Source organism: Mumia spirodelae (assembly GCF_050632745.1).
Taxonomy (GTDB): domain Bacteria; phylum Actinomycetota; class Actinomycetes; order Propionibacteriales; family Nocardioidaceae; genus Mumia.
Map to the genome: position 1 here is coordinate 313,110 of NZ_JBODSD010000003.1, position 21,841 is coordinate 334,950.

Sequence of the window (21,841 nt, forward strand, 5' to 3'; positions counted from 1 at the left end):
ATGCCCGGCGACGTCGCACGCACGATCGACGCGATCTGGAGGATCGAGTCGGCGCGGGTGGTCGCCGGGCTCGTACGGGTCGTCAACGACGTCGGGTACGCCGAGGACCTCGCGCAGGACGCGCTCGTCATCGCGCTGGAGAAGTGGCCGCGCGAAGGGATCCCGGACAACCCGGCGGCCTGGCTCACGAAGGTCGCCCGCAACCTCGCGGTCGACCGGGTGCGCCGCGAACAGAACCTGACCCGCAAGTACGCGGTGCTCGCCCCGGACCTCGAAGGGCAGCGCCGCGCGGCGACCCCGGACCCGGACGAGGTGGTCGAGGACCCGGTCGGCGACGACGTGCTCCGCCTCGTCTTCGTGGCGTGCCACCCGGTCCTCAGTCGGGATGCGCAGGTCGCGCTCACCCTGCGGATGATCGGGGGCCTGTCGACCGACGAGATCGCGCGCGCCTTCCTCACGCCTTCGGCGACGGTCGGCCAGCGCATCTCGCGGGCCAAGCGGACGTTGTCGGAGGCGCAGGTCCCCTTCGAGATCCCGTCGGCGGAGGAGCTTCCGGCCCGCCTGGCGGCGGTGCTCGAGGTCGTCTACCTGATCTTCAACGAGGGCTACTCGGCAAGCTCGGGCGATCGCGTGATCCGCGACGACCTGTGCGGGGAGGCGATGCGGCTCGGCCGCACGCTCAGCGCGCTCCTGCCGCGCGAGCCGGAGGCGTACGGGTTGGTCGCCCTGATGGAGCTGCAGGCGTCGCGGTTCGCAGCGCGCGTCGACCGCAACGGCATGCCGGTCCTCCTCGACGACCAGGACCGCTCGCGCTGGGACCGTACGCTCATCCGGCACGGCCTCGGCGCGCTCGACCGGTCCGTCTCGTTGCGGCGCCCGCTCGGTCCGTACACGCTCCAGGCGGCGATCGCCGCGTGCCACGCTCGTGCGGCGCGTGCCGAGGACACCGACTGGAAGCGCATCGTCGCGCTGTACGACGCCCTGTCCGCGCTCAACCCGTCCCCCGTGGTCTCGCTCAACCGCGCTGTCGCGGTCAGCCGGGCGTACGGGCCCGCCGAGGCGCTCGAGGCCGTGGACGCGCTGCGGCAGGACCCCCGGCTCGCGTCGTACCACCTGCTCCCCAGCGTCCGTGCCGACCTGCTCGTGCGGGTCGGCCGCGACGCCGAGGCGGCACGCGAGTTCGAGTCCGCTGCGCGCCTGGCCGGCAACGTGCACGACCGGCGGGTGCTGATGGAGCTCGCGGCCGCGGCCCAGGCCCGCGCCGAGGCCTGACCGCCTACGGTGTCGGGGTGGACGCCCTCGACATCGCGCCGCTCGACCTGCACGACGCCGACACCGCCGCCACGCTGCTCGCGGTGCAGCGGAGGGCGTACGCGGTGGAGGCGGCGCTGATCGACTATCCCGACCTGCCGATGCTGCGGGAGACGCTGACCGAGCTGCAGGAGAGCGACGAGGAGTTCCTCGGTGCGTACGCGGACGGTGCGCTGGTCGGGGCCGTCTCGTGGATGCGGCTCGGCGACGGGACGGTGGACATCTTCCGCCTCGTGGTCGACCCGGACGTCCACCGGCGCGGGATCGCGTCGTCGCTCCTGGAGGTGCTCGCCGCGCTCGAGCCGACGGAGCGCACGATCGTGTCCACCGGCAGCCTGAACGCGCCGGCGCTCGCGCTCTACGCCCGCCACGGCTTCGTGCCGGTCGCCGAGCGCGAGGTCGGACCCGGAGTACGGCTGACCGACCTCGAGCGTCGCGCGATACCGTGAGGCATGACCACGAAGGAGATCGACTTCGACGGTGGGATCCTCGTCGGCCACGACGGGTCCGACTTCTCCGACCAGGCGGTCCGCTGGGCGCTGGAGTACGGCAAGCTGACCGGTCAGCCGGTCACGGTGGTGCGGGCCTGGGTGCTCACGACCGCGCCGCGCCCCAGGACCTGGGAGCCCGGCTACATGCCGCCGCTGGAGGACTTCGCGGCAGCGGTCGTCGAGCGGCTGGACGAGGACCTCGCGCCGCTGCGTGCCGACTACGCCGACGTCGCCGTGCGCACGTGCGCGGTGCACGGCAAGCCGGCCCCGCGCATCATCGAGGCGTCCGAGAAGGCGTCGATGGTCGTGGTCGGGCGCCGTGGTCTGGGTGGCTTCAAGGGCCTCGTGCTCGGCTCGGTGAGCGAGCAGGTCGTCCGCCACGCCAAGGCGACCGTGACTGTCGTGCAGCCCGACGGCGACGACGCCACGCCCGGTGCACGCAACGTCCTCGACTCGAGCCTCGCCGACGAAGCCTGAGCGATGTGGGTCGGCGCGATCGAGTTCGACCTGCTCCTCGGTGACGTCCACACGCTGAAGGAGAAGCGCGCGTTCGTGCGCCCGCTGGTCGCCGAGCTGCGCCGCACCTTCGAGGTGTCGGTCGCCGAGACGGACAGCCAGGACCTCTACCGGCGGGCGCAGATCGGCGTCGCGGTCGCCGCCGGGGAGAACGCCCACGTCATCGCCGTCCTGGACAAGGTCGAGCAGTTCGTCGCCGGTCGTCCGGAGATCGACCTGCTCTCCGCGCACCGGTCGTTCTTCAACACCGACGACTGAGGGCGTTGCGCTCGGGCGGCGAGCGGCGTACGGTCGTAGTTACTCACTTTGTTGAGTATCCACGACCAGGAGTGCAGACATGCCCACAGCAGGAGAGCTCTTCCGCGCGGCCGTCGAGGCGCGGGACCCGGAGGCGTTCGACGCGGTCTTCGCGGACGACGTCACGTTCCACAGCCCGGTGAAGTTCACGCCGTTCGAGGGCAAGGACGTCGTCAAGACGGTCCTCACGTTCGTGATGGGGGTGTTCGAGGACTTCCGGTACGTCGGTGAGCTCGAGGGCGCGGGATCGCGGGCCGACGAGGGCGCGGAGGTCCCGTCGGAGATCCTCGTCTTCCGCGCCAGCGTCGACGGCAAGGCGCTGCACGGGATCGACATGCTGCAGCTCGACGAGGACGGCAAGGTCGCCGAGCTCACCGTGATGGTGCGCCCGCAGTCCGCCCTGCATGCGCTGCGCGACGCGATGAACCGCGCGATGGTCGACGCGGGGTTCGCGCCGGCGTCCGTGCTGGGCTGATCGCGTCCGTCGCGCGGGTCACGATCCCGACACGTGAGCGATCTGGCGGGGGATCGAATGTCGGCACATCGGCGCATCACTACGGTGTGTCCGTGTCGCATCTTTCTGTAGCACTGGTTGCCTTCGGGACAGTGATCGCCATGTCTGCGCCGCCCTCCACCGCTGTGGCCAGCGCACTTAGTAATCCTGCAGCCGCGACTGGCCCCGTCGTGCGCCTGACGAAGGTGCCCCCCGCGTTCACCACGGATCGGACCCCCACGATCCATTTCACGGTAAGTCAGCCGGACGATCAGCAGACACCAGTGAAGGTGTACTGCGCAGACGCTCCGAACTCTTATCCCGAGGAGTGCGCCAGTCCTTTCACCGTTCCGATCGAGTGGAGCGAGCGCGGGTCTTCCGTGATCTACGTCGAGGCGATCGACGAAGCCGGCAACAGCTCAGTCGCGGTCGCACGGTGGACGGTGGACCTCGCAGCCCCAGACCTCTGGCCTGTCCGTACGCCGTCGGCCATCTCGTCAGATCGGCACACGTTCCGCTGGGACGCAGACGATGCCGGCATCGGCATCGCGTCGTACGACACCAAGCTGAGCATCACTTCGCAGACCGCGCAACGGATGTCGAAACGGTGGGAGTCTGGACGCCTCTCCAAGCCCCGCACGACGATCCGTGTGCCCCGCGGCATGGTCGCCTGCTTGCAGGTGCGCGCGACTGACCGTCTCGGCAACAGGTCGAGCTGGCTGCGGATGCCCTGCGTCGCCCGTTCTCAGGGGCACCGCGCGCTCGAGCGGCGCGGCGCGACGCGGATCCTCCGTGACTCTCGGTACATCGACGGCACGGCTATCCAGATCGATCGGGGAGGACGCGTCGTGCTCCGCGGCGTCCAGCGGAGGTCCCGGGTGATCGTCGCGTATCGCCGACACCCCGGCGGCGACTGGTTCCGCGTTCGTGTTCGAGGACGGCAATCGCAGTGGATCGACGTCGTGGGAACAGACGTCATCGGAACAGAGAACGAGCCCAGGAAAGGATGGGTCGAGATCAGCCGCACGCCTCGGCGCGACGGCCCGGTCGTGATCGAGGGGCATGATCGCGCGCGGTTGGATGGGCTGGCCGTGATTCCTCCCTGGGCGTTCGGAATGCCGCGCCGCTGACAGGGATGACTGCCACAAGAACGCGCTTGACCTTCACACCAATGTGAAGGTCTAGCCTGCGGAGATGAGCGACAACGAGAACCCGGTCCTGCAGCTCCGCCTGGTCGTCGAGGCCGAGGACTACGAGGAGGCGGTGCGGTTCTACCGCGACGTCCTCGGGCTGCCGGAGCAGGCGGCGTTCGAGGGCGACGGCGACGCACGCGTCACGATCCTGGAGGCGGGGCGGGCGACGCTCGAGCTCGCCAACCCCGCGCAGCGGCGGATGATCGACGAGGTCGAGGTCGGGCGCCCGACGACGCCGCGGCTGCGCGTCGCGTTCGAGGTGCGCGACGGCGAGGCGCGTACGTCGCGGCTCGTCGACGCCGGAGCGACGCTGGTGGCGTCGCCGCGGGAGACGCCGTGGCGGTCGCTGAACTCGCGCCTCGACGCGCCGGCGGGGCTCCAGATCACCCTTTTCGAAGAGCTGATGACGCTCGAGGAGCGGCAGGAGCTTGAGGGCTTCGGGACGGACGCCGGTCGGCGCCAGGCCTGAGTCACGCCACGCAGGGCTCGCAGTCGTCGCAGTCGTCGCACGGTGCGTCATCGTGCCGCCGCGTGACCTCGCGCCGTACGACCTCGCGCCGGGCGACCTCGCGCCGGGCGACCTCGCGTACGCGAGGCCGGCCACGCCCGCGCTTCCGGTCGACCGGCTGACCCTTGACGAACACCTCGCCGCCCCAGACGCCCCACGGCTCCTGGCGGTCGAGGGCGGCGGCCAGGCACTCGGCGCGGATCGGGCACTCGAGGCACAGGGCCTTGGCCCGCTCCACGTCGTCGGAGCGCTCCGCGAACCACAGGTCGGGGCCGAGCACGCGGCACGGCACCTCCGGTGCGTCGAGCGCGACCCTGGCGACGGTCGTCATCCGATCAGCTCCTTCACGCGTGCGCGGATCCCGGTGGCGTCGAGCCCGTGCGCGGCGGCGTGCTCCTTCGGGGAGCCATATCGGCGCAGCTCCGCGTCCCGTGGGACGCCGACGTGCACGACGCGGCTCGGCCGGTCGGCGAGCGCGGCCGCGACCGAGGCGGCGCTGGTGCCCTCGAGGTACGGCTCGACGACGGCGAGCACGGGGACCGGTCCGGCGAGAGTGCGCAGGCCGGCGGCGTCGAGCGGGTGCGGCGTCGAGGTGTAGGCGACGCGGACCGGCAGGTCGCGCGTCGCCTCGACGACCGTGTCGAGGAGCGGGCCGACCGCGAGCACGAGCGGTAGGTCATGCGATCCGCCGCGGACGAGGTGCAGCCTGCCGTCCACGGGGTGCGCCTGTGCGTTCTGCAGCGTCGACATCCGGACGTAGACGCGGCGGTCGGTCGGCGCCTCCCGACGGACCGCGCGCACGAGCTCGTCGGCGTGGCCCGGGACGTGCACCGTCCAGCCGGGCAGCGCCGAGATCAGCGCGACGTCGGCGGGCGCCTGGTGCGTCCGGCCCGCGGTGCTGGCGTCGTACGAGGCTCCGGTGCTGACGAGCAGCGCGCCGACGTCCTGGTGCCCGAGGTCGAGCTTGACCTGCTCGTACGCCCGCTCGACGAGGAACGGTGCGTACGTGTGCACGATCGGCCGCATCCCGGCGAGGGCGAGGCCCCCGGCGACGCCGACCATCGCCTGCTCGCGGATCCCGACGTCGATGACGCGGTCGGGGTGACGCGCGATGGCGTCGGTGAGGCCGCCGGAGCCGATCACCGCGAGAACGACGGCGACGCGGGGGTCGTCGTCGAGGACGGTGCCGAGCTCGGCGTAGAAGCGTTCACGCATCGGCGTACGGGTCATGCGGCGGCTCCCTTCGTGGTCGGACGGGTCGCCTGTACGAGGGGTGACTGCCGCGAGCCCCGGAACTTGTCGGTCGTGCGGGCGACAACAACGGTGGGCCGCTCGGGATCTGTGCGCCGCAGCGCCGTCCGGAGCGCCTCGTGGTCGTGACCGTCGACGTCGGTCGCGTCCCAGCCCTCGAGGGCGAACCGGGCCGCGAGGCCACCCGGCCAGCCGAGCGAGTCGCTGCGGTTGTCGACGACGACGCACGTGAGGTTGCCCAGACCGAAGCGTCCCGCGACGGCGATCGCCTCCGCGTTGCTGCCCTCGTCTAGCTCGGCGTCGCCCACGAGGACGACGACGCGGGCAGGGTTGTCCTGCAGCCGCAGGCCGAGCGCGAGACCCACGGCGATCGGGAGTCCGTGCCCCAGCGAGCCGCTCCCGATCTCGATCCCGGGGACGAGCGTGCGGTCCGGGTGGTGGCCGAGGCGGGAGTCCCAGGAGGCCACGCGGTCCAACCACGAGGCCGGGAAGAAGCCCTTGGCCGCGAGGACGGCGTACGTCGATGCGGGCCCGTGGCCCTTGGACAGCAGGAAGCGGTCGCGCTGCGGGTCGTCGACGCGGTCGGGCGCGACGTCGAGCACCTGGTCGTACAGCACCCACACCACGTCGAGGGTCGAGTGGGCGCTCGGGTCGTGCTTCTCGTCGCCGCTGACGCGCGCGAGAAGCTCCAGGACAGGAGGCGGGACGGTCGTGGTCATGCCGGTATCGTGCAAGTTGAAGTGAACTTGAGATCAAGCCTCCGGGAGGAGTGACGGTGATCACGGAGCCGCACCTGACGATCGGCGAGACCGCGCACCGCAGCGGCGTGGCGCCCTCGGGGCTGCGCTACTACGAGTCCCTCGGTCTGATCGCGTCCGAGCGGACGTCGGGCAACCAGCGCCGCTACGCCCGCAGCATGCTGCGCCGCATCGCGTTCATCCGCACGGCCTCACGCATCGGGCTCACCCTCGACGAGATCCGGGAGGCCCTCGCGACCCTGCCGGAGGGACGGACCCCGACGAAGAAGGACTGGAGCCGGCTCTCGCGGTCGTGGCGCCCGCGCCTCGACGCACGGATCGCCGAGCTCGAGCGGCTGCGCGACGACCTCGACTCCTGCATCGGGTGCGGGTGTCTCTCGCTGCAGAAGTGCGCGCTCTCCAACCCCGGTGACCGTGCTGCGCGGCTCGGCCCGGGGGCCCGCTACCTGGAGGGCGACCGGCCCTCCGACGCGCTGGAGGCGTGAGGGAGCAGGCTCAGCGCGGCGTGACCTCGACCTCGACCTCGTCGCCCTCCTCCAGGCCCTCTGCCCGCCGCACCGGCTTCTTGAGCGGAAGCACGTAGCAGCCGCTGCGGGAGTCGGGGAACACCGACGTGTCCCACCGGCTCCCTCCGACGCGGACGCGCACCGAGACCGAGCCGAAGCCCGGCCGGTCGCCGCCATGACTGCGCGCCCTGATGTCGTCGGAGACGTCGGGCGGCAGCGTCACGAAGTGCCAGGCCGCGTCGCCCGGCGCACGCCACACCGACGACGCGAAGGCGTACGTCGGCGGTGGGCGCTCCATGCCACGCACCTTATGACGTGCGACCGACGCGGTGCTGCCCGCGTCAGATCTCGAACGGCATCCCCGCGTAGTTCTCCGCGAGCCCGGTCGCGCCCGCCTTCGACGACGTGACCCAGCGCAGCTGCGACAGCTGCAGCTGAGCGTCGAAGGGGTCGCCGTTGTGGTGCAGCATCGTCGTCATCCACCACGAGAAGTGGGTGCAGCGCCAGACGCGGCGCAGCGCCGTGTCGGAGTAGGCGTCCGCGAGCCGCGCGTCGCCCTTGCCGACAAGCTCCGCGAGGGCGGGAGCGAGCAGCGCCACGTCCGCGATCGCGAGGTTGAGTCCCTTGGCGCCGGTGGGCGGCACGATGTGCGCCGCGTCGCCGGCAAGGAAGAGGCGGCCGTGGCTCATCGGGGCGTGCACGTACGACCGCATCGGCAGCACGCTCTTGTCGGTGATCGGGCCTGGGTTCAGCTCCCAGCCGTCCTGCCCGTGCCCGAGGCGGGTCGCGAGCTCGTCCCAGATGCGGTCGTCCGACCACGAGTCGGGATCGGTGCCCGGCTCGACCTGGAGATAGAGGCGGCTGACCGTCTCCGAACGCATCGAGTGGAGCGCGAAGCCGTTCGGGTGCCACGCGTAGATGAGCTCGTCCGTCGACGGGGCGACATCGGCGAGGATGCCGAACCAGGAGTACGGATAGGTGCGCTCCCACGTCGTCCCGCCGGGGATCGCGGAGCGGCTCGGCCCGAACGACCCGTCGCACCCCGCGATCGCGTCGGCCTCCAGCCGCTGCGGGTTGCCGTCGGCGTCGGTGTAGGTCACCGAAGGACGGTCGGTGTCGAGGTCGTGCAGCGCGGTGTCGCTGATCTCGTACACCCACTGCTGGCCGGCTGCGGCGCGCGCCTCGACGAGGTCCTTCTGCACCTCGGTCTGGCCGTACACGTAGACGCTGCGGCCGATCAGGTCCATGAAGTCGAGGTGGTGCCGCTCGTGCGGGAACTGCAGGTAGATCCCCCGGTGCTGGTCACCCTCGCGGGCGAGCCGGTCGCCGAGCCCGACGTCGGTCAGCAGGTCGACGCTGCTCTGCTCGAGGATGCCGGCGCGGATCCGTGCACCGACGTACTCCTGGCTGCGCGTCTCGAGGACGACCGAGTCGATCCCGCGGGCAGCGAGGAGGTGCGAGAGGAGGAGACCGGCAGGTCCGGCGCCGATGATGGCGACCTGCGTGCGGGACGTGACGTGGCTCATGGGGCCATTGCAGCGTGCTGCGCGTCACGCGGCGAACCAGGTCTTCCACTGAGCGAAAGCGTGTCGCGACGGGCGGTCAGAGCTGCCTCCCGATCCCCTGGGCCGCGACCTGCAGCGCCGCGACGAGCCGGGCACGGTCGCGTTTGAGGGTGGGGACCACGACGCCGATCGCGGCGACCACCTGGTCCCCTCGGCGCACCGGGACGGCGGCCGAGCACGCGCCGAGCGTCATCTCCTCGTACGTCGTCGCGTAGCCGTCACGCCGGATCCGCGCGAGCTGGTCCTCGAGGATCCCCGGCTGCGTCACCGTGTAGGGCGTCACGCGGGTGAGCGACCCGAGGACGCGGCGGCGTACGTCGTCCGGGGCGTGCGCGAGGAGCACCTTGCCGACGCCCGTCGCGTGCATCGGCAGGGTCGAGCCGATGCTGCTGACCACGGGCACCGACGTACGGCCCCGCATCCGCTCGAGGTAGAGGACCTCGTCGCCGTCGCGCACGGCGAGGTGCACCGTCGCGAGCGTCGCGGCGTAGATGTCGTGCAGGAACGGCTCGGCGACCTGCCGCAGGCCCGCCTCGACCGGCGCGAGCAGTCCGACGTCCCAGATCAGCCGGCCCACGACGTACCGGCCGTCGGGTCGCCGCGACAACGCCCCGGCGGCGGTCAGCTCTCCAACCAGGCGGTGTGCCGTCGGCAGCGGGAGGTCGGCCCGCCGGGCGAGCTCGCTGAGCGTGAGGCGCCGGTGCGTGGCGTCGAAGGCCGACAGCAGTGCGAGGATGCGCGAGGCGACGCTGACGCCCGGAGCCGAGGTGTTGCCGGCCATAGTCCTCCTTCCGCTGGACGGAATCCTAGTCTTCATCCGGTGACCGGGGTCACCTAGCGTGCGGGCATGACCACACCTCCGCCCAGCTCCGACAGCGCGATGGCTTCCCAGGCCGAGGTCACCGCCGAGATCCAGGAGATCGCTGAGCGGTCCGAGCGAGAAGGCGCGTACCAGCGCCCCGGCGACGCGGAGACGCAGCCGCGCCGCGACTACCCGCCGTACCGCAGCAGCATCCTGCGCCACCCCACCAAGGACCTCCACCACGCCGACCCGGAGACCATCGAGCTGTGGGCGCCGTGCTTCGGCCACCGTGACGTCGACCCCCTCGAGGCCGACCTGACGATCCAGCACAGCGGGGAGCCGATCGGTGAGCGGATGGTGCTCACCGGCCGCGTCGTCGACGGCGAAGGGCGTCCCGTGCGCCACCAGCTGGTCGAGATCTGGCAGGCCAACGCCGGCGGCCGCTACATCCACAAGCGCGACCAGCACCCGGCGCCGCTCGACCCCAACTTCACCGGCATCGGGCGCTGCCTGACCGACGAGAACGGCGTCTACCGGTTCCAGACGATCAAGCCGGGTCCATACCCGTGGAAGAACCACCACAACGCCTGGCGGCCGGCGCACATCCACTTCTCGCTGTTCGGCACCGAGTTCACGCAGCGGATGGTCACGCAGATGTACTTCCCGGGCGACCCGCTCTTCGCCCTGGACCCGATCTACCAGTCGATCACCGACGCGAAGGCGCGCGAGCGGCTCGTCGCGTCGTACGACCACGACGTCACGAGCCACGAGTGGGCGACGGGCTACCGCTGGGACATCGTGCTCACCGGCACCCACCGCACCTACATGGAACCCGAGCCCGACCCGACCGACAGGGGCGACGCATGAGCACGCTGACTCCGACCCCCGGCCAGACCGTCGGGCCGTTCTTCCACTACGCCCTCCCGTACGACGGCGACCGCGACCTGGTGCCGCCGGGCACCGCAGGGGCGATCCGGCTGCACGGCACCGTGTACGACGGGGCGGGTACGCCGATCCCGGACGCGCTGGTCGAGATCTGGCAGGCGGCACCGGACGGCACCGTAATCCAGGAGCCGGGATCGCTGCGCCGCGACGGCTGGACGTTCACCGGGTTCGGACGTGCGAGCACGACCCGCGAGGGCACGTACTCCTTCTCCACGCTGGTGCCCGGGCCGACCGAGGACGGCGCCGCGGCGTTCTTCGCGGTCACGGTCTTCGCCCGCGGGCTGACGAACCGGCTCTTCACGCGGGCGTACGTCCCGGGTGACGACGCCGCCCTGGCCGCGGACCGGCTGCTGGCGTCCGTCGACGAGGACCGACGGGGCACGCTGCTCGCGGTCGAGGACGCGCAGGGGCTGCGGTTCGACATCCGCCTGCAGGGCGAGGACGAGACCGTCTTCCTGCAGTTTCCGGGACACTGAGCCGTATGACGGATCTTCTCTGGCCCGGTGACGAGCGGGCCGGGGACCTGCTCACGGACGCCGCGGTGCTCGCGGCGATGGTGCGCGTGGAGCAGGCGTGGCTCGATGCGCTCGTCGACGCCGGGCTCGCCCCGAAGGCGCTGGACCTGGTCGGGCTCGTCGGTCCGGACGACGTGCCGGCCCTCGCGGAGCGCGCGGAGGGCGGAGGCAACCCCGTGATCGGTCTCGTCTCGCTGCTGCGCGAGCGGGCGGTGCCTCCGGGCGCCCTCGAGTCGGACGCCACCTGGATCCACCGCGGTCTGACCAGTCAGGACGTCGTCGACACGGCGCTCGTGCTGGTGGTCCGTGACGCGCTCGACCGCATCGCGGCGCAGATCCGCGCGCAGGTGGCCGGGCTGGTCGCGCTCGTCGAGGCGAACCGCGCGACGGTGATGGTCGGTCGTACGCTGACGCAGCACGCCGTCCCGACCACGTTCGGGCTGGTCGTTGCCGGATGGCTCGACGGTGTGCTCGACGCGGCGGAGGAGATCGGCCGTGCCCGGGCGTCGCTGCCGGTGCAGATCGGCGGTGCCGTCGGCACGCTCGCGGCGAGCGCAGAGCTCGCCCGGCTGCAGGGCCACGCCGACCCCGGCGCGGTGGCGGTGCGGCTCGCGGAGGCGACCGCCGAGGCCCTCGGGCTCGCGTGGGCGCGGCCGTGGCACGTGCGCCGTACGCCGGTGGTGCGGGTCGGCGACGCGCTGGTCACCGCCACCGACGTCTGGGGCCAGCTCGCGACCGACGTCGCGACGCTGTCCCGGCCCGAGATCGGCGAGCTCGCCGAGCCCGCGAAGGAGGGGCGTGGAGGCTCGTCGACGATGCCGCAGAAGCAGAATCCCGTGCTGTCCGTCCTCATCCGTCGCGCGGCGATCGCGGCGCCTCCGCTCGCGTCCACGCTGCACACCGCTGCCGCGCTCGCGGTGGACCAGCGCCCGGACGGGGCGTGGCACGCCGAGTGGGAGACGCTCCGTACGCTTGCGCGCCGTACCGTCGTCGCGTCGGACCAGGCCGCGGAGCTCCTCGCGGGGCTTCGGGTCGACGCGGACCGGATGCGCGCCAACCTCGACGCGGCAGGCCCCGGCGTCCTCGCCGAGCGCGACGGGATCCGCCGCCTCTCGTCCGCCGGCAGCGCCTCGACCGGGGGCTCAGGCCCCGCCATGACCGCGCCGACGGACGCCCAGGCCGCCTTGTCGTACCTGGGCGCGACCGACCTGCTCGTGGGCGCCACGCTGACCCGCGCCCGTACCTTCCTGGAGGACCCCGCATGACCGTCCCTCGCATCACCGGTGAGGAGCTGGCCGGCCACGGCGCGCTCCCGCTGCTCGTCCTCGGCCCGTCTCTCGGGACGTCCGCGTCGACGCTGTGGTCGGGTGTGGCCAAGGAGCTCGGCGGCGACTTCCACGTGATCGCGTGGAACCTGCCCGGGCACGTCGATGGGCCGGTACGCGCGCCGTTCACGATGGCGGAGCTCGCCGAGGGCGTCCTCGCGTTCGCAGCGGGCGCGGCCGAGGCGCGCGGCGACGAGGTCCTGCGGTTCGCGTACGCGGGCGACTCGGTCGGTGGCGCGGTCGGCCTGCAGCTGATGCTGGATGCTCCGGACGCGGTCACGAGCGCGGTGCTGCTGTGCACGGGCGCGAAGATCGGCGAGCCCGAGATGTGGCACGACCGCGCAGCGACCGTCCGGACGTCGGGGACGCCGGTGATGGTGACGGCGTCCGCCCAGCGGTGGTTCGCGCCGGGGTTCCTCGAGCGGGAGCCGTCCGTCGGTGCGGCGCTGCTGCACGTGCTCCAGTCGGCCGACGCGGAGGGGTACGCGCAGGTGTGCGAGGCGCTGGCGGCGTTCGACGTACGCGACCGGCTCGGCGAGATCACGGCACCGGTGCTCGCGATCGCGGGCGCGCACGACGTCGCGACCCCGCCGGCGAACCTGGAGGAGATCGCGGGTGGTGTCCAGGACGGACGTCTCGTGGTCCTCGACGACGTGGCGCACCTCGCCCCCGCGGAGGCACCAGCCGAGGTCTCGTCCGCGATTCGAAGCGTTGCAGTTGGTTCTGGGAGCGCTGAAGCGACGGAAACCCTTCAAGACGCGGACGGGGACGGGGCGGATGGGGCGTACGCGCGGGGCATGGAGGTGCGGCGGGCGGTGCTCGGGGACGCGCACGTGGACCGCGCCACGGCGAAGGCTGACGAGCTGACCCGCCCGTTCCAGGAGCTCATCACCCGCTACGCGTGGGGCGACGTCTGGGGCCGGGACGGGCTCGACCGCCGGAGCCGCTCGATGATCACCCTCGCGCTGCTGGCCGCGCTGGGCCACGAGAACGAGCTCGCGATGCACGTCCGCGCCGCCCTCCGCAACGGCCTGAGCCGCGAGGAGATCGCCGAGGTGCTCCTGCACACCGGCGTCTACGCCGGCGTCCCGGTCACCAACACCGCGCTCGCCGTGATGCAGCGCGTGTTCGCCGACCTCGACGCCGAGGCGTGATAGCCTGTTCACACAACGTACCGACGTTCGCTATGCGAACAACGGACGGTCTTGAGGAGTGCGATGCCTGCCTACGTGTTCGATGCCGTCCGGACGCCTTTCGGCCGCTACGGCGGTGCGCTGTCCGGCGTCCGGCCCGACGACCTGGCCGCCACGGTCGTCTCCGCGACGCTGAGCCGCTCGCCGCAGCTCGACCCGGAGGCGATCGGCGACGTCGTGTGGGGCAACGCCAACGGCGCCGGTGAGGAGAACCGCAACGTCGCGCGCATGGCCTCGCTGCTCGCCGGTCTCCCCACGAGCGTCCCCGGCACGACCGTCAACCGCCTCTGCGGCTCCAGCCTCGACGCCGCGATCGCCGGGTCGCGCGCCCTCGAGTCCGGCGACGCCGACGTGGTCCTCACCGGCGGCGTCGAGTCCATGAGCCGTGCCCCGTGGGTCATGCCGAAGCCGGCGCGCGCCTTCCCCGCCGGCAACGTCGAGGCCGTCTCCACCACGCTGGGCTGGCGCCTGGTGAACCCGCGGATGCCGAAGGAGTGGACGATCTCCCTCGGCGAGTGCAACGAGCAGCTCCAGGAGCGCTTCGGCATCAGCCGTGAGCGGCAGGACGCGTTCGCCGCCACGTCGCACCAGCGCGCGCACGCCGCCTGGGAGGCCGGCCACTACGACGACCTCGTGGTCCCCGTCGACGGCGTCGACCTCGCGCGCGACGAAGGCATCCGCCCCGGGTCCACCCCCGAGACGCTCGCCAGGCTCAAGCCGTCGTTCCGCCCCGACGGCACGATCACGGCCGGCAACGCCTCTCCGCTCAACGACGGCGCCTCCGCCGTCCTCCTCGGCTCCGAGCGCGGCGCCGAGCTCATCGGACGCGACCCCGTGGCGCGCATCGCCGGGCGCGGGGTGATGGCGCTCGACCCGCAGGAGTTCGGGTACGCCCCGGTCGAGGCGGCCAACCGCGCTCTCGCCCGTGCCGGGATCGGCTGGGACCAGGTCGGCGCCGTCGAGCTCAACGAGGCGTTCGCCGTCCAGAGCCTCGCCTGCGTCGACGCGTGGCCGATCGACCCTGAGATCGTCAACCAGTGGGGCGGCGCGATCGCGATCGGTCACCCGCTCGGTGCGTCGGGAGGTCGCATCCTCGGCACGCTCGCCGCGGTGCTGCGGGCGACGAACCAGCGCTGGGGCGTCGCCGGCATCTGCATCGGCGTCGGCCAGGGCCTGGCCGTGGTCCTCGAGAACACCGCCTCCTCCGGGAACGGGGCCGCCTGATGCAGGTGCTCGACGTCGACGCGGCGCTCGCGGACGTGCCCGACGGGGCCACGGTCCTCATCGGCGGCTTCGGCAAGGCGGGCATGCCGTTCACGCTCATCGACGCGCTCATCCGCCAGGGCGCTGGCGACCTCACGGTGGTGAGCAACAACGCCGGCAACGGCGACACGGGCCTCGCGGCGCTGCTCGCGGCGGGGCGGGTGCGCAAGATGATCTGCTCGTTCCCGCGGCAGTCCGACTCGTACGTCTTCGACGACCTCTACAAGGCCGGCAAGATCGAGCTCGAGGTCGTCCCGCAGGGCAACCTCGCCGAGCGGATGCGGGCCGCGGGCGCGGGGATCGGGGCGTTCTTCACGCCGACCGGCTACGGCACCATGCTCGCGGAGGGCAAGGAGACCCGGACGATCGAGGGGCGCGACTACGTGCTCGAGCACCCGCTGCGCGGAGACGTCGCGCTCATCGCCGCTCGCCGCGCCGACACCGCCGGCAACCTCGTCTTCCACAAGACCGCCCGCAACTTCGGTCCGGTGATGGCGACCGCCGCGTCGACCACGATCGCCGAGGTCGACGACGTCGTCGAGGCGGGCGGGCTCGACCCGGAGGTCGTGGTGACCCCGGGCATCTTCGTCGACCGCGTCGTCGCGGTGGGCGCGGAGCAGCGCGTCGCCGCTCGGGAAGGAGCAGCAGGATGACCGTCGACACCGCCGAGGCCCAGGCCACCGTCGAGGACGCCGACCGCGACCCCCTCTCGCGCGACGAGATGGCGCAGCTCGTCGCCCGCGACATCCCGGACGGTGCCTTCGTCAACCTCGGGATCGGCCAGCCCACGCGGGTCGCCGACCACCTCCCGCCGGAGCGCGGCATCGTCCTGCACACCGAGAACGGCATGCTCGGCATGGGACCGGTCGCCGAGGGCGACGAGGTCGACCCCGACCTCCTCAACGCCGGCAAGGTGCCCGTCACCGAGCTGCCGGGCGCCTCCTACTTCCACCACGCCGACTCGTTCGCGATGATGCGTGGCGGTCACCTCGACGTGTGCGTGCTCGGCGCGTTCCAGGTGTCGCAGCACGGCGACCTCGCCAACTGGCATACGGGTGCCGAGGACGCGATCCCGGCAGTCGGCGGCGCGATGGACCTCGCCGTCGGGGCGAAGGACGTCTTCGTGATGATGACGCTCTTCGCCAAGGACGGCTCGAGCAAGCTCGTCGACGCGCTCTCGTACCCGGTCACGGGGCTCGCGTGCGTCAGCCGCGTCTACACCGAGCTCGGCGTCTTCGACGTCGGTCCGCAGGGCGTGACCGTGCGCGAGACGTACGGCACCTCCGTCGACGCGCTCCGCGAGCGTCTGCCGGTCGAGGTCCGGCGGCTCGAGGACTGAGAGCAAGACCGTGGCGACGACGTGGGGACTGACGATCGACTGCGAGAGCCCCGCCCGCGTCGCCGCGTTCTGGTCGCTCGCGCTCGGCTACGTCGAGCCGGAGCCGCCCGCCGGACACGAGTCCTGGCAGGCGTGGCTGTCCGCCCAGGGCGTGCCTGAGGCGGAGTGGGACGACGGCGCCTATCTCGCGTCACCGGACGGGAACGGTCCCACGCTGTCGTTCCTCAAGGTCCCGGAGCGCAAGCAGGTCAAGAACCGGCTCCACCTCGACCTCAAGGTTTCCGGTGGCCGCGAGGTCGCGCAGGACCAGCGCGAGGCGGCGATCCGCGCGACGGTCTCGCGGCTGTGCGACGTGGGCGCCTCCGTCGTCACCGAGCACGCCGAGGCGGGCTCACTCGACCACATCGTGATGGCAGACCCCGAGGGCAACGAGTTCTGCGTCGTGTGACGCGGACGGGCCGTCGTACGACCGCTCCCGTACGCACACGCGTGCCCGCATCGCCTCCCCGGGGGTTGGACGCGATACGGGCACGCAGTCGGTGTCGCGCTACGGCGCGAAGCTCGTGTCGGGCGCGACCGCGACCTCGACGACGAGCGGACCTCCCGGTTCGGCGAGCCGCGCGGCCGCCGCGGTGAGGGTCTCGGTGAGCGTGGCCGCGTCGTCCACGCAGACCACCCGGCAGCCGAGCGCCTCGGCGATCCGGCCGACCGAGACCTCGGCGAAGGAAGGCCACGGCGGCTTGCCGTGGACCCGCTCGGCCAGGCGGTCCATCACCGCGTAGCCGCCGTTCGCCATCACGATCCACAGCACCCCGACGTCGCGGTGCGCTGCCGTCCACAGCGACTGCACGGCGTACATCGCCGACCCGTCCCCCACGACCGCCACGACCGGGCGCTCGGGGACCGCCATCTTCAGGCCGATCGCGGCGGGCATCGCGAAGCCGAGTCCGCCCATCGCGGCCGACACGAAGCCGAGCGGCTCGCGGGCCGGGACCATCGCCTGCAGCAGCGGCCGCGACGAGGGTGACTCCTCGACGAGGATCGTGTCGCGCGGGAGGACGTCGGCCAGGACTTGGAAGACGTCGGCGGAGCGGAGGGGGGCCGACGGTGACCCGGCGACGCCAGGCGCCGACCCGATGACGCCGGACGGTGACCCGGTGACGCCAGACGGTGACCCGCGGTCGGGTGGAGGTGGGCCCAGGACGGCGACCAGCGCGCGTACGACCTCGGCCGGGTCGGCGACCAGCGCGAGGTCGGCGGGCGACCGGTACGCCTCGTCCGGGTCCGCGGTGACCACCGCGACGCGCAGTCCCGGGGGGACGAGCGGGCCCTCGGCGTACGGGTACTGGCGCAGCGCCGCGCACCCCACGACCAGCAGCAGGTCGGCGTCCGCCAGAGCCTCCCGCACGCGCGGTCGGTCCGCCGGGAGGTGGCCGGCGAACAGGGGGTGGTCCTGCGGGAACCCCGCGCGGGCGCCGAACGGCTCCTGCCAGACCGGTGCCTCGATCCGCTCCGCGAGCGCGACCAGCGCGTCCCAGCCGTCGCGGCTGTCGTTGCCCGACCCGGCGACCACGACGGGGTGCGAGGCTCCGGCCACGAGGCGGGCCAGGTCACCGACGTCGAGGGTCCCGGGCGCCGGCGTGCGGACGACGCGGGCCGAGGACACGTCGACCGGGTCGTACGCGGCCTCCCAGTCGTCCATCGGCACGACCACGATCACCGGACCCTGGTCGCGCCGCGCGCGGTGGGCCGCACGGTCGATCGCCGACGGCACGTCCTGCGCTCGCACCGGCGTGAGGACGTCGAGCGGGTAGTCGCCGGCGAGACCCTCGAGGCGTCCCGCGAGGAACGGCTCGAGCGCGAGGTGCCGCCGGTCCTGCTGGCCGACCACGACCACCATCGGCGCGTGGTTGACCCGCGCCGTGGCGATCGCCCCGACCGCGTTGCCGAGGCCGGCGGTGGTGTGCAGCAGCACGAACGCGGGCTCGCGCCGCGCGATCGCCCACCCCGACGCCACTCCGACGACCGAGCCCTCGTGCAGGGCGAGGACGAAGTCGAGGTCGTCGGGCAGGTCGACGAGGAACGCCACCTCGGTGGAGCCGGGGTTGGAGAAGATCGTCGTCATGGCGTGGCGGCGCATGACGTCGTACGTCGCCGCGCGGACCGTTCGCGAGGCCGCGGCAGGGTCACCCATCGGTGGTGCCCGCCCCCGCGCCGCGCTTGGCCTTCTGGATCTCCGCGTACACGTGGGTCCGCAGCTCGGTGAACCGCGGCAGCGACCGCGTCGTGAGCTGGTCGCGGTCGGCCGGCAGGTCGATCGCGAGGTCCTCCTGCACGACCGTCGGCGAGTTCGAGAGGATCAGCACCCTCTCGCCGAGGTAGACCGACTCGTCGATGTCGTGGGTGATGAAGAGGACGGTGACGCCCAGCTCCTTCCACACCCGGCGGATGAGGTCCTCGAGGTCGGCGCGGGTCTGGGCGTCGACCGCGGCGAACGGCTCGTCCATGAGCAGGACCTCGGGCTTGTACGCGACCGCGCGCGCGATCGCGACGCGCTGCTGCATGCCGCCCGAGAGCTGCCACGGGTACTTCGACCCGGCGCGGTCGAGGCCGACCGCGTGCAGCGCCTCCGACACGGCCTTCTGGCGCTCGGCCTTCGGCATGCCGGCGTTCTTGAGCGGCAGCTCGACGTTCTGACGGACGGTCATCCAGGCGAACAGGCTGCGGCCGTACTCCTGGAAGACGACGGCCATCTTCTTCGGCGGCCCGGTGACCACCGCGCCGTCGAGGGTGACGGTGCCGGCGGTCGGCTCGAGCAGGCCGGCGATGCACCGCAGCAGCGTGGTCTTGCCGCACCCCGAGGGGCCGACGAGGCAGACCAGCTCTCCCTGGCGGAGCTCGAAGGTCAGGTTGCGCACCGCCTCCACGTCTCCGGAGTCGGACGAGTAGATCTTCTGCAGCCCCTGGACGGACAGGGCGACCGGAGCGTGGACGTCCTCGCGGGGTCCGGTCTCGATCGTGGCGCTGTCACCTGCCATGCTGCACCTCCTTCTGGCCGTGGTACCAATGCAGGACTCTGCGCTCGCAGAGCTGGAAGACGAGGGACACCGCCACGCCGATCAGCCCGAGCAGGACGATGCCGCTCCACATCTCCGGGACGGCGAACGACCGCTGGAAGACGACGATCGTGAAGCCGAGCCCGGACGACGAGGCGAACATCTCGGAGATCACCATCAGGATCAGGCCGATGGACAGCGCCTGACGGATGCCCGCCGCCATCTGCGGGGCCGCGCTCGGGAGCACCAGCGTCCGCAGCCGGGTGAGGCGCTTGAGCCCGTACGTCCTCGCGGTGTCGACGAGCACGGGGTCGACGGCGCGGACGCCCTCGATGGTGTTGAGCAGGACGGGCCAGATCGCGCCGGAGACGATCACGAGGACCTTCATCCGGTCGTTGACGCCGACGATGAGGATGAGGATCGGCACGAGGACCGGCGGCGGGATCGCCCGGAAGAACTCGAGCATCGGTTCGAGCAGCGACCGGATCCAGCGGACGGAGCCGATCCACACGCCGGCGGCGATGCCGAGCACGATCGCGAGCAGCGTCCCCGCGGCGAAGCGGGCGACGCTGGGGAGCACGTCCTCACGGAACCGGGGCCCGATCCAGGTGTCGACGAAGGTCGTGACGAGCTCGCCCGGCTTCGGGACGTAGAAGTTCGTCGAGTTGAGGCTGAGGGCCCACCACAGGAGGATGAGCAGCGCCGGCAGGCCGACGGCGTACGCGATCCGCTTCAGGATGCTCATACGACCTCCTCCCGCCGGACGGACACGTGCCACTTCAGGGCCCGCCGCTCGACGAGCCGTGCGATCAGGTTGATGCCCACGCCGATGAGGCCGGTGGCCAGCACGAGGGCGTACATCTCGGGGACGGCGCCGCCGGACTGCGCGAGCGCGATCTCCGTGCCGAGCCCGCCGCCGCCGATGACGAGCTCACCGGTGATCGTGAGGATGAGGGCGACCGCGGCGCCGAGGCGCAGGCCGGTCATGACGTACGGGAGCGCCGACGGCCAGACCAGGTAGCGCACGCGGGCGACCCAGCCGAGCCCGAAGCTGCGGACGGTGTCGGAGGCGACGGGGTCGACGTCGCCCACGCCGTAGAGGACTTGGATCAGCACCTGCCAGAACGCGGCGTACACGACGAGCAGCAGCGTGGACTGCATCGACGTGCCGTAGAGAAGGACGGCGAGCGGGATCAGCGCGACCGACGGGATAGGGCGGAGGAACTCGATCGTGGAGTGGGTGACGCGACGCAGGAAGCGGCTCGGGCCGATGATCAGTCCGAGCACGACCGCGGCGGCGGCGGAGATCGCGAGCCCGATCGCCCACGTCTTCATCGTCTCGCCGACGGCGGTCCAGAACTCCGGCGTGCGGAGCCGGTCGGCGAGCTCGGCGAGGACCGTCGAGGCCGCGGGGAGGTAGCGCGCCTCGACCAGACCGCTGCGGACCACCAGCTCCCAGGTGAGGAGGAAGCCGAGGATGCCGAGCAGCCCGAGCACCGCAGACGGCGGGGACGTGGTGGCCGACATGGCTGGGCTCACGGAAGGAGGGTGTCCAGGTCGGGCTCCTTCTCGAGCGTGCCGTACTTGACCGCGGCAGCGCCGAGCGCCTCCATCGAGTCTCGGTCGAACTCGGAGCGGAAGACCGGGAGGACCATCTTGGCGCGGGTGGCCTCGTCGATCTTCGTGTAGGTCCCGACGATGTCGCGGACCTCCTGCTCGTTGTCTCCCGCGTAGTCGAGCGACTTGTTCATCGCGCGGGTGAAGCGCTCGACGAGGTCCTTGTTCTCCTGGATGTACTGCTTGGTCGTGAAGTACCCGGCGATGTCGAGCTTCGGCGACATGTCGAGGTAGTTGTACGTGACGACGCGCGCGCCGTCGGCCAGCGCTGCCGACATGAACGGCTCGAGGACCCAGATCGCGTCGACTTGCTTCTTCGCCAGCGCCGCGGGGGCGTCGGGGAACGCGACCTCGACGAACTTCACGTCCTCGGGATCACCGCCGTCCTGCTCGATCGAGTGGCGGATGGTGGTGTCGCCGATGTTCTTGAGGTTGTTGACCGACACCGTCTTGCCGACGAGGTCCTTCGGCGTCTGGATCGGGGAGTCCTCGGGCACGAGCACGGCGCCGAAGTCGGGCTCCTTGCCGGCCGACGACGTGCCGTTGGTGACGAACTGGAGCGGGAGCCCCTGGTCCGCGCCCACCATCAGCGACACGACGTTGCCGAACGCGAAGTCGAAGTCGCCGCTGACGACGCCGGGCACGGCCGCGGCACCACCGGTGGTGGTCGCGATCTCGAGGTTGATGCCCTCGTCCTCGAAGAAGCCCTTGTCCTTGCCGAGCCAGATCGGGGCGGTGTCGACGATCGGGATGACACCGACCTTGACGTCGACCTGCCCGTCGGAGCCGGCTTCCTTCTCGTCGCCGCCGCCCCCGCAGGCGGTGAGAAGGGCGAGCGCAGCGAACGCAGCGGCTGCCTTGGTGATGGGGCGCATGGATGTCCTCTCGGGATCTGTG

27 protein-coding genes are annotated in these 21,841 nt (G+C 72.0%); 16 read left to right on the plus strand and 11 right to left on the minus strand.

Annotation, left to right across the window (positions count from 1 at the left end; all coding sequences use genetic code 11):
* The 7 genes from ACQSSQ_RS17045 to ACQSSQ_RS17075 all read left to right on the plus strand — a co-directional run bounded on the left by ACQSSQ_RS17045 (position 1) and on the right by ACQSSQ_RS17075 (position 4,770).
* Complete coding sequence (locus tag ACQSSQ_RS17045) at positions 1–1,272, plus strand: RNA polymerase sigma factor (RefSeq protein ID WP_431328308.1); 1,272 nt, start codon at positions 1–3, stop codon at positions 1,270–1,272.
* A 17-nt stretch (positions 1,273–1,289) separates the two neighbouring features.
* Positions 1,290–1,760 carry a GNAT family N-acetyltransferase gene (locus ACQSSQ_RS17050; RefSeq protein WP_431328309.1) on the plus strand — a complete coding sequence of 157 codons (471 nt, stop codon included), beginning with the start codon at positions 1,290–1,292 and terminating at the stop codon, positions 1,758–1,760.
* Between the two features lie 3 nt (positions 1,761–1,763).
* Entirely contained in the window at positions 1,764–2,279 is a 516-nt protein-coding gene (locus ACQSSQ_RS17055; protein WP_431328310.1) for a universal stress protein, read from the plus strand.
* 3 nt (positions 2,280–2,282) lie between these two features.
* Positions 2,283–2,576: a DUF503 domain-containing protein gene (locus ACQSSQ_RS17060; RefSeq protein ID WP_431328311.1), complete on the plus strand. Its 294-nt coding sequence runs from the start codon at positions 2,283–2,285 to the stop codon at positions 2,574–2,576.
* A 79-nt stretch (positions 2,577–2,655) separates the two neighbouring features.
* The gene (locus tag ACQSSQ_RS17065; protein WP_431328312.1) at positions 2,656–3,090 is read left to right on the plus strand and encodes a nuclear transport factor 2 family protein; all 435 of its coding nucleotides are present in this window, start codon (positions 2,656–2,658) and stop codon (positions 3,088–3,090) included.
* Between the two features lie 92 nt (positions 3,091–3,182).
* Positions 3,183–4,238 carry a hypothetical protein gene (locus ACQSSQ_RS17070; protein ID WP_431328313.1) on the plus strand — a complete coding sequence of 352 codons (1,056 nt, stop codon included), beginning with the start codon at positions 3,183–3,185 and terminating at the stop codon, positions 4,236–4,238.
* 64 nt (positions 4,239–4,302) lie between these two features.
* Positions 4,303–4,770 carry a VOC family protein gene (locus ACQSSQ_RS17075; protein WP_431328314.1) on the plus strand — a complete coding sequence of 156 codons (468 nt, stop codon included), beginning with the start codon at positions 4,303–4,305 and terminating at the stop codon, positions 4,768–4,770.
* A 1-nt stretch (position 4,771) separates the two neighbouring features.
* Here ACQSSQ_RS17075 and ACQSSQ_RS17080 read toward each other — a convergent pair whose 3' ends face one another.
* From ACQSSQ_RS17080 to ACQSSQ_RS17090, 3 genes are read right to left on the minus strand one after another with little or no spacing between them, the layout of a single operon-like run.
* A complete protein-coding gene (locus ACQSSQ_RS17080; RefSeq protein WP_431328315.1) occupies positions 4,772–5,140 on the minus strand; it encodes a WhiB family transcriptional regulator in 369 nt (122 codons plus the stop codon).
* Positions 5,137–6,039: a transketolase family protein gene (locus ACQSSQ_RS17085; RefSeq protein WP_431328316.1), complete on the minus strand. Its 903-nt coding sequence runs from the start codon at positions 6,037–6,039 to the stop codon at positions 5,137–5,139. Before ACQSSQ_RS17085 ends, ACQSSQ_RS17080 begins: the two co-directional genes overlap by 4 nt.
* Positions 6,036–6,779 carry a thiamine pyrophosphate-dependent enzyme gene (locus tag ACQSSQ_RS17090; RefSeq protein ID WP_431328317.1) on the minus strand — a complete coding sequence of 248 codons (744 nt, stop codon included), beginning with the start codon at positions 6,777–6,779 and terminating at the stop codon, positions 6,036–6,038. Before ACQSSQ_RS17090 ends, ACQSSQ_RS17085 begins: the two co-directional genes overlap by 4 nt.
* A gap of 56 nt (positions 6,780–6,835) precedes the next feature.
* On the opposite strand from ACQSSQ_RS17090, the gene soxR reads away from it, so the two are divergent.
* Entirely contained in the window at positions 6,836–7,303 is a 468-nt protein-coding gene (soxR, locus tag ACQSSQ_RS17095) for a redox-sensitive transcriptional activator SoxR (RefSeq protein WP_431328318.1), read from the plus strand.
* Between the two features lie 10 nt (positions 7,304–7,313).
* Here the strand turns inward: soxR and ACQSSQ_RS17100 are convergent, their stop codons facing one another.
* The 3 genes from ACQSSQ_RS17100 to ACQSSQ_RS17110 all read right to left on the minus strand — a co-directional run bounded on the left by ACQSSQ_RS17100 (position 7,314) and on the right by ACQSSQ_RS17110 (position 9,670).
* A complete protein-coding gene (locus ACQSSQ_RS17100) occupies positions 7,314–7,622 on the minus strand; it encodes a DUF1905 domain-containing protein (RefSeq protein ID WP_431328319.1) in 309 nt (102 codons plus the stop codon).
* A 43-nt stretch (positions 7,623–7,665) separates the two neighbouring features.
* The gene (locus ACQSSQ_RS17105; RefSeq protein WP_431328320.1) at positions 7,666–8,850 is read right to left on the minus strand and encodes a 4-hydroxybenzoate 3-monooxygenase; all 1,185 of its coding nucleotides are present in this window, start codon (positions 8,848–8,850) and stop codon (positions 7,666–7,668) included.
* Positions 8,851–8,926: 76 nt separating this feature from the next.
* Positions 8,927–9,670, minus strand: a complete 744-nt coding sequence (locus ACQSSQ_RS17110; RefSeq protein ID WP_431328321.1) for an IclR family transcriptional regulator — start codon at positions 9,668–9,670, stop codon at positions 8,927–8,929.
* 66 nt (positions 9,671–9,736) lie between these two features.
* On the opposite strand from ACQSSQ_RS17110, the gene pcaH reads away from it, so the two are divergent.
* The 8 genes from pcaH (at position 9,737) to ACQSSQ_RS17150 (ending at position 16,719) form a co-directional block, all read left to right on the plus strand.
* Entirely contained in the window at positions 9,737–10,558 is an 822-nt protein-coding gene (gene pcaH, locus ACQSSQ_RS17115; RefSeq protein ID WP_431328322.1) for a protocatechuate 3,4-dioxygenase subunit beta, read from the plus strand.
* Entirely contained in the window at positions 10,555–11,112 is a 558-nt protein-coding gene (gene pcaG, locus ACQSSQ_RS17120) for a protocatechuate 3,4-dioxygenase subunit alpha (protein ID WP_431328323.1), read from the plus strand. The genes pcaH and pcaG overlap by 4 nt, the downstream gene beginning before the upstream one ends.
* 5 nt (positions 11,113–11,117) lie before the next feature.
* A complete protein-coding gene (locus ACQSSQ_RS17125; RefSeq protein ID WP_431328324.1) occupies positions 11,118–12,416 on the plus strand; it encodes a lyase family protein in 1,299 nt (432 codons plus the stop codon).
* Complete coding sequence (gene pcaDC / locus ACQSSQ_RS17130) at positions 12,413–13,630, plus strand: bifunctional 3-oxoadipate enol-lactonase/4-carboxymuconolactone decarboxylase PcaDC (RefSeq protein WP_431328325.1); 1,218 nt, start codon at positions 12,413–12,415, stop codon at positions 13,628–13,630. The genes ACQSSQ_RS17125 and pcaDC overlap by 4 nt, the downstream gene beginning before the upstream one ends.
* Before the next feature lie 63 nt (positions 13,631–13,693).
* Positions 13,694–14,893 (plus strand): thiolase family protein, encoded by a 1,200-nt coding sequence (locus ACQSSQ_RS17135; RefSeq protein ID WP_431328326.1) that lies wholly within the window; start codon positions 13,694–13,696, stop codon positions 14,891–14,893.
* The gene (locus tag ACQSSQ_RS17140; RefSeq protein ID WP_431328327.1) at positions 14,893–15,585 is read left to right on the plus strand and encodes a 3-oxoacid CoA-transferase subunit A; all 693 of its coding nucleotides are present in this window, start codon (positions 14,893–14,895) and stop codon (positions 15,583–15,585) included. Before ACQSSQ_RS17135 ends, ACQSSQ_RS17140 begins: the two co-directional genes overlap by 1 nt.
* The gene (locus tag ACQSSQ_RS17145) at positions 15,582–16,271 is read left to right on the plus strand and encodes a 3-oxoacid CoA-transferase subunit B (protein ID WP_431328328.1); all 690 of its coding nucleotides are present in this window, start codon (positions 15,582–15,584) and stop codon (positions 16,269–16,271) included. Before ACQSSQ_RS17140 ends, ACQSSQ_RS17145 begins: the two co-directional genes overlap by 4 nt.
* Before the next feature lie 10 nt (positions 16,272–16,281).
* On the plus strand, positions 16,282–16,719 hold the full coding sequence (locus tag ACQSSQ_RS17150; RefSeq protein ID WP_431328329.1) for a VOC family protein: 438 nt from the start codon (positions 16,282–16,284) through the stop codon (positions 16,717–16,719).
* A 99-nt stretch (positions 16,720–16,818) separates the two neighbouring features.
* Here the strand turns inward: ACQSSQ_RS17150 and ACQSSQ_RS17155 are convergent, their stop codons facing one another.
* Genes ACQSSQ_RS17155 through ACQSSQ_RS17175 form a run of 5 tightly spaced genes read right to left on the minus strand, consistent with a single transcriptional unit; the run spans position 16,819 to position 21,819 of the window.
* Positions 16,819–18,465 carry a thiamine pyrophosphate-dependent enzyme gene (locus ACQSSQ_RS17155; protein ID WP_431328330.1) on the minus strand — a complete coding sequence of 549 codons (1,647 nt, stop codon included), beginning with the start codon at positions 18,463–18,465 and terminating at the stop codon, positions 16,819–16,821.
* Positions 18,458–19,309 (minus strand): ABC transporter ATP-binding protein, encoded by an 852-nt coding sequence (locus ACQSSQ_RS17160; RefSeq protein WP_431328331.1) that lies wholly within the window; start codon positions 19,307–19,309, stop codon positions 18,458–18,460. Before ACQSSQ_RS17160 ends, ACQSSQ_RS17155 begins: the two co-directional genes overlap by 8 nt.
* A complete protein-coding gene (locus ACQSSQ_RS17165) occupies positions 19,299–20,072 on the minus strand; it encodes an ABC transporter permease (protein ID WP_431328332.1) in 774 nt (257 codons plus the stop codon). The genes ACQSSQ_RS17160 and ACQSSQ_RS17165 overlap by 11 nt, the downstream gene beginning before the upstream one ends.
* Positions 20,069–20,866 (minus strand): ABC transporter permease, encoded by a 798-nt coding sequence (locus tag ACQSSQ_RS17170; RefSeq protein ID WP_431328333.1) that lies wholly within the window; start codon positions 20,864–20,866, stop codon positions 20,069–20,071. The genes ACQSSQ_RS17165 and ACQSSQ_RS17170 overlap by 4 nt, the downstream gene beginning before the upstream one ends.
* Positions 20,863–21,819, minus strand: a complete 957-nt coding sequence (locus ACQSSQ_RS17175; protein WP_431328334.1) for an ABC transporter substrate-binding protein — start codon at positions 21,817–21,819, stop codon at positions 20,863–20,865. The genes ACQSSQ_RS17170 and ACQSSQ_RS17175 overlap by 4 nt, the downstream gene beginning before the upstream one ends.
* Between the last annotated feature and the right edge of the window lie 22 nt (positions 21,820–21,841).

Bases quoted from the DNA above. Each gene is read 5' to 3' on its own strand.
- ACQSSQ_RS17045 (WP_431328308.1), top strand. From the start codon at position 1: ATGCCCGGCGACGTCGCACGCACGATCGACGCGATCTGGAGGATCGAG.
- ACQSSQ_RS17055 (WP_431328310.1), top strand. From the start codon at position 1,764: ATGACCACGAAGGAGATCGACTTCGACGGTGGGATCCTCGTCGGCCAC.
- ACQSSQ_RS17060 (WP_431328311.1), top strand. From the start codon at position 2,283: ATGTGGGTCGGCGCGATCGAGTTCGACCTGCTCCTCGGTGACGTCCAC.
- ACQSSQ_RS17065 (WP_431328312.1), top strand. From the start codon at position 2,656: ATGCCCACAGCAGGAGAGCTCTTCCGCGCGGCCGTCGAGGCGCGGGAC.
- ACQSSQ_RS17075 (WP_431328314.1), top strand. From the start codon at position 4,303: ATGAGCGACAACGAGAACCCGGTCCTGCAGCTCCGCCTGGTCGTCGAG.
- ACQSSQ_RS17080 (WP_431328315.1), bottom strand. From the start codon at position 5,140: ATGACGACCGTCGCCAGGGTCGCGCTCGACGCACCGGAGGTGCCGTGC.
- ACQSSQ_RS17085 (WP_431328316.1), bottom strand. From the start codon at position 6,039: ATGACCCGTACGCCGATGCGTGAACGCTTCTACGCCGAGCTCGGCACC.
- ACQSSQ_RS17090 (WP_431328317.1), bottom strand. From the start codon at position 6,779: ATGACCACGACCGTCCCGCCTCCTGTCCTGGAGCTTCTCGCGCGCGTC.
- ACQSSQ_RS17100 (WP_431328319.1), bottom strand. From the start codon at position 7,622: ATGGAGCGCCCACCGCCGACGTACGCCTTCGCGTCGTCGGTGTGGCGT.
- ACQSSQ_RS17105 (WP_431328320.1), bottom strand. From the start codon at position 8,850: ATGAGCCACGTCACGTCCCGCACGCAGGTCGCCATCATCGGCGCCGGA.
- ACQSSQ_RS17110 (WP_431328321.1), bottom strand. From the start codon at position 9,670: ATGGCCGGCAACACCTCGGCTCCGGGCGTCAGCGTCGCCTCGCGCATC.
- pcaH (WP_431328322.1), top strand. From the start codon at position 9,737: ATGACCACACCTCCGCCCAGCTCCGACAGCGCGATGGCTTCCCAGGCC.
- pcaG (WP_431328323.1), top strand. From the start codon at position 10,555: ATGAGCACGCTGACTCCGACCCCCGGCCAGACCGTCGGGCCGTTCTTC.
- ACQSSQ_RS17125 (WP_431328324.1), top strand. From the start codon at position 11,118: ATGACGGATCTTCTCTGGCCCGGTGACGAGCGGGCCGGGGACCTGCTC.
- pcaDC (WP_431328325.1), top strand. From the start codon at position 12,413: ATGACCGTCCCTCGCATCACCGGTGAGGAGCTGGCCGGCCACGGCGCG.
- ACQSSQ_RS17135 (WP_431328326.1), top strand. From the start codon at position 13,694: ATGCCTGCCTACGTGTTCGATGCCGTCCGGACGCCTTTCGGCCGCTAC.
- ACQSSQ_RS17140 (WP_431328327.1), top strand. From the start codon at position 14,893: ATGCAGGTGCTCGACGTCGACGCGGCGCTCGCGGACGTGCCCGACGGG.
- ACQSSQ_RS17145 (WP_431328328.1), top strand. From the start codon at position 15,582: ATGACCGTCGACACCGCCGAGGCCCAGGCCACCGTCGAGGACGCCGAC.
- ACQSSQ_RS17155 (WP_431328330.1), bottom strand. From the start codon at position 18,465: ATGGGTGACCCTGCCGCGGCCTCGCGAACGGTCCGCGCGGCGACGTAC.
- ACQSSQ_RS17160 (WP_431328331.1), bottom strand. From the start codon at position 19,309: ATGGCAGGTGACAGCGCCACGATCGAGACCGGACCCCGCGAGGACGTC.
- ACQSSQ_RS17165 (WP_431328332.1), bottom strand. From the start codon at position 20,072: ATGAGCATCCTGAAGCGGATCGCGTACGCCGTCGGCCTGCCGGCGCTG.
- ACQSSQ_RS17175 (WP_431328334.1), bottom strand. From the start codon at position 21,819: ATGCGCCCCATCACCAAGGCAGCCGCTGCGTTCGCTGCGCTCGCCCTT.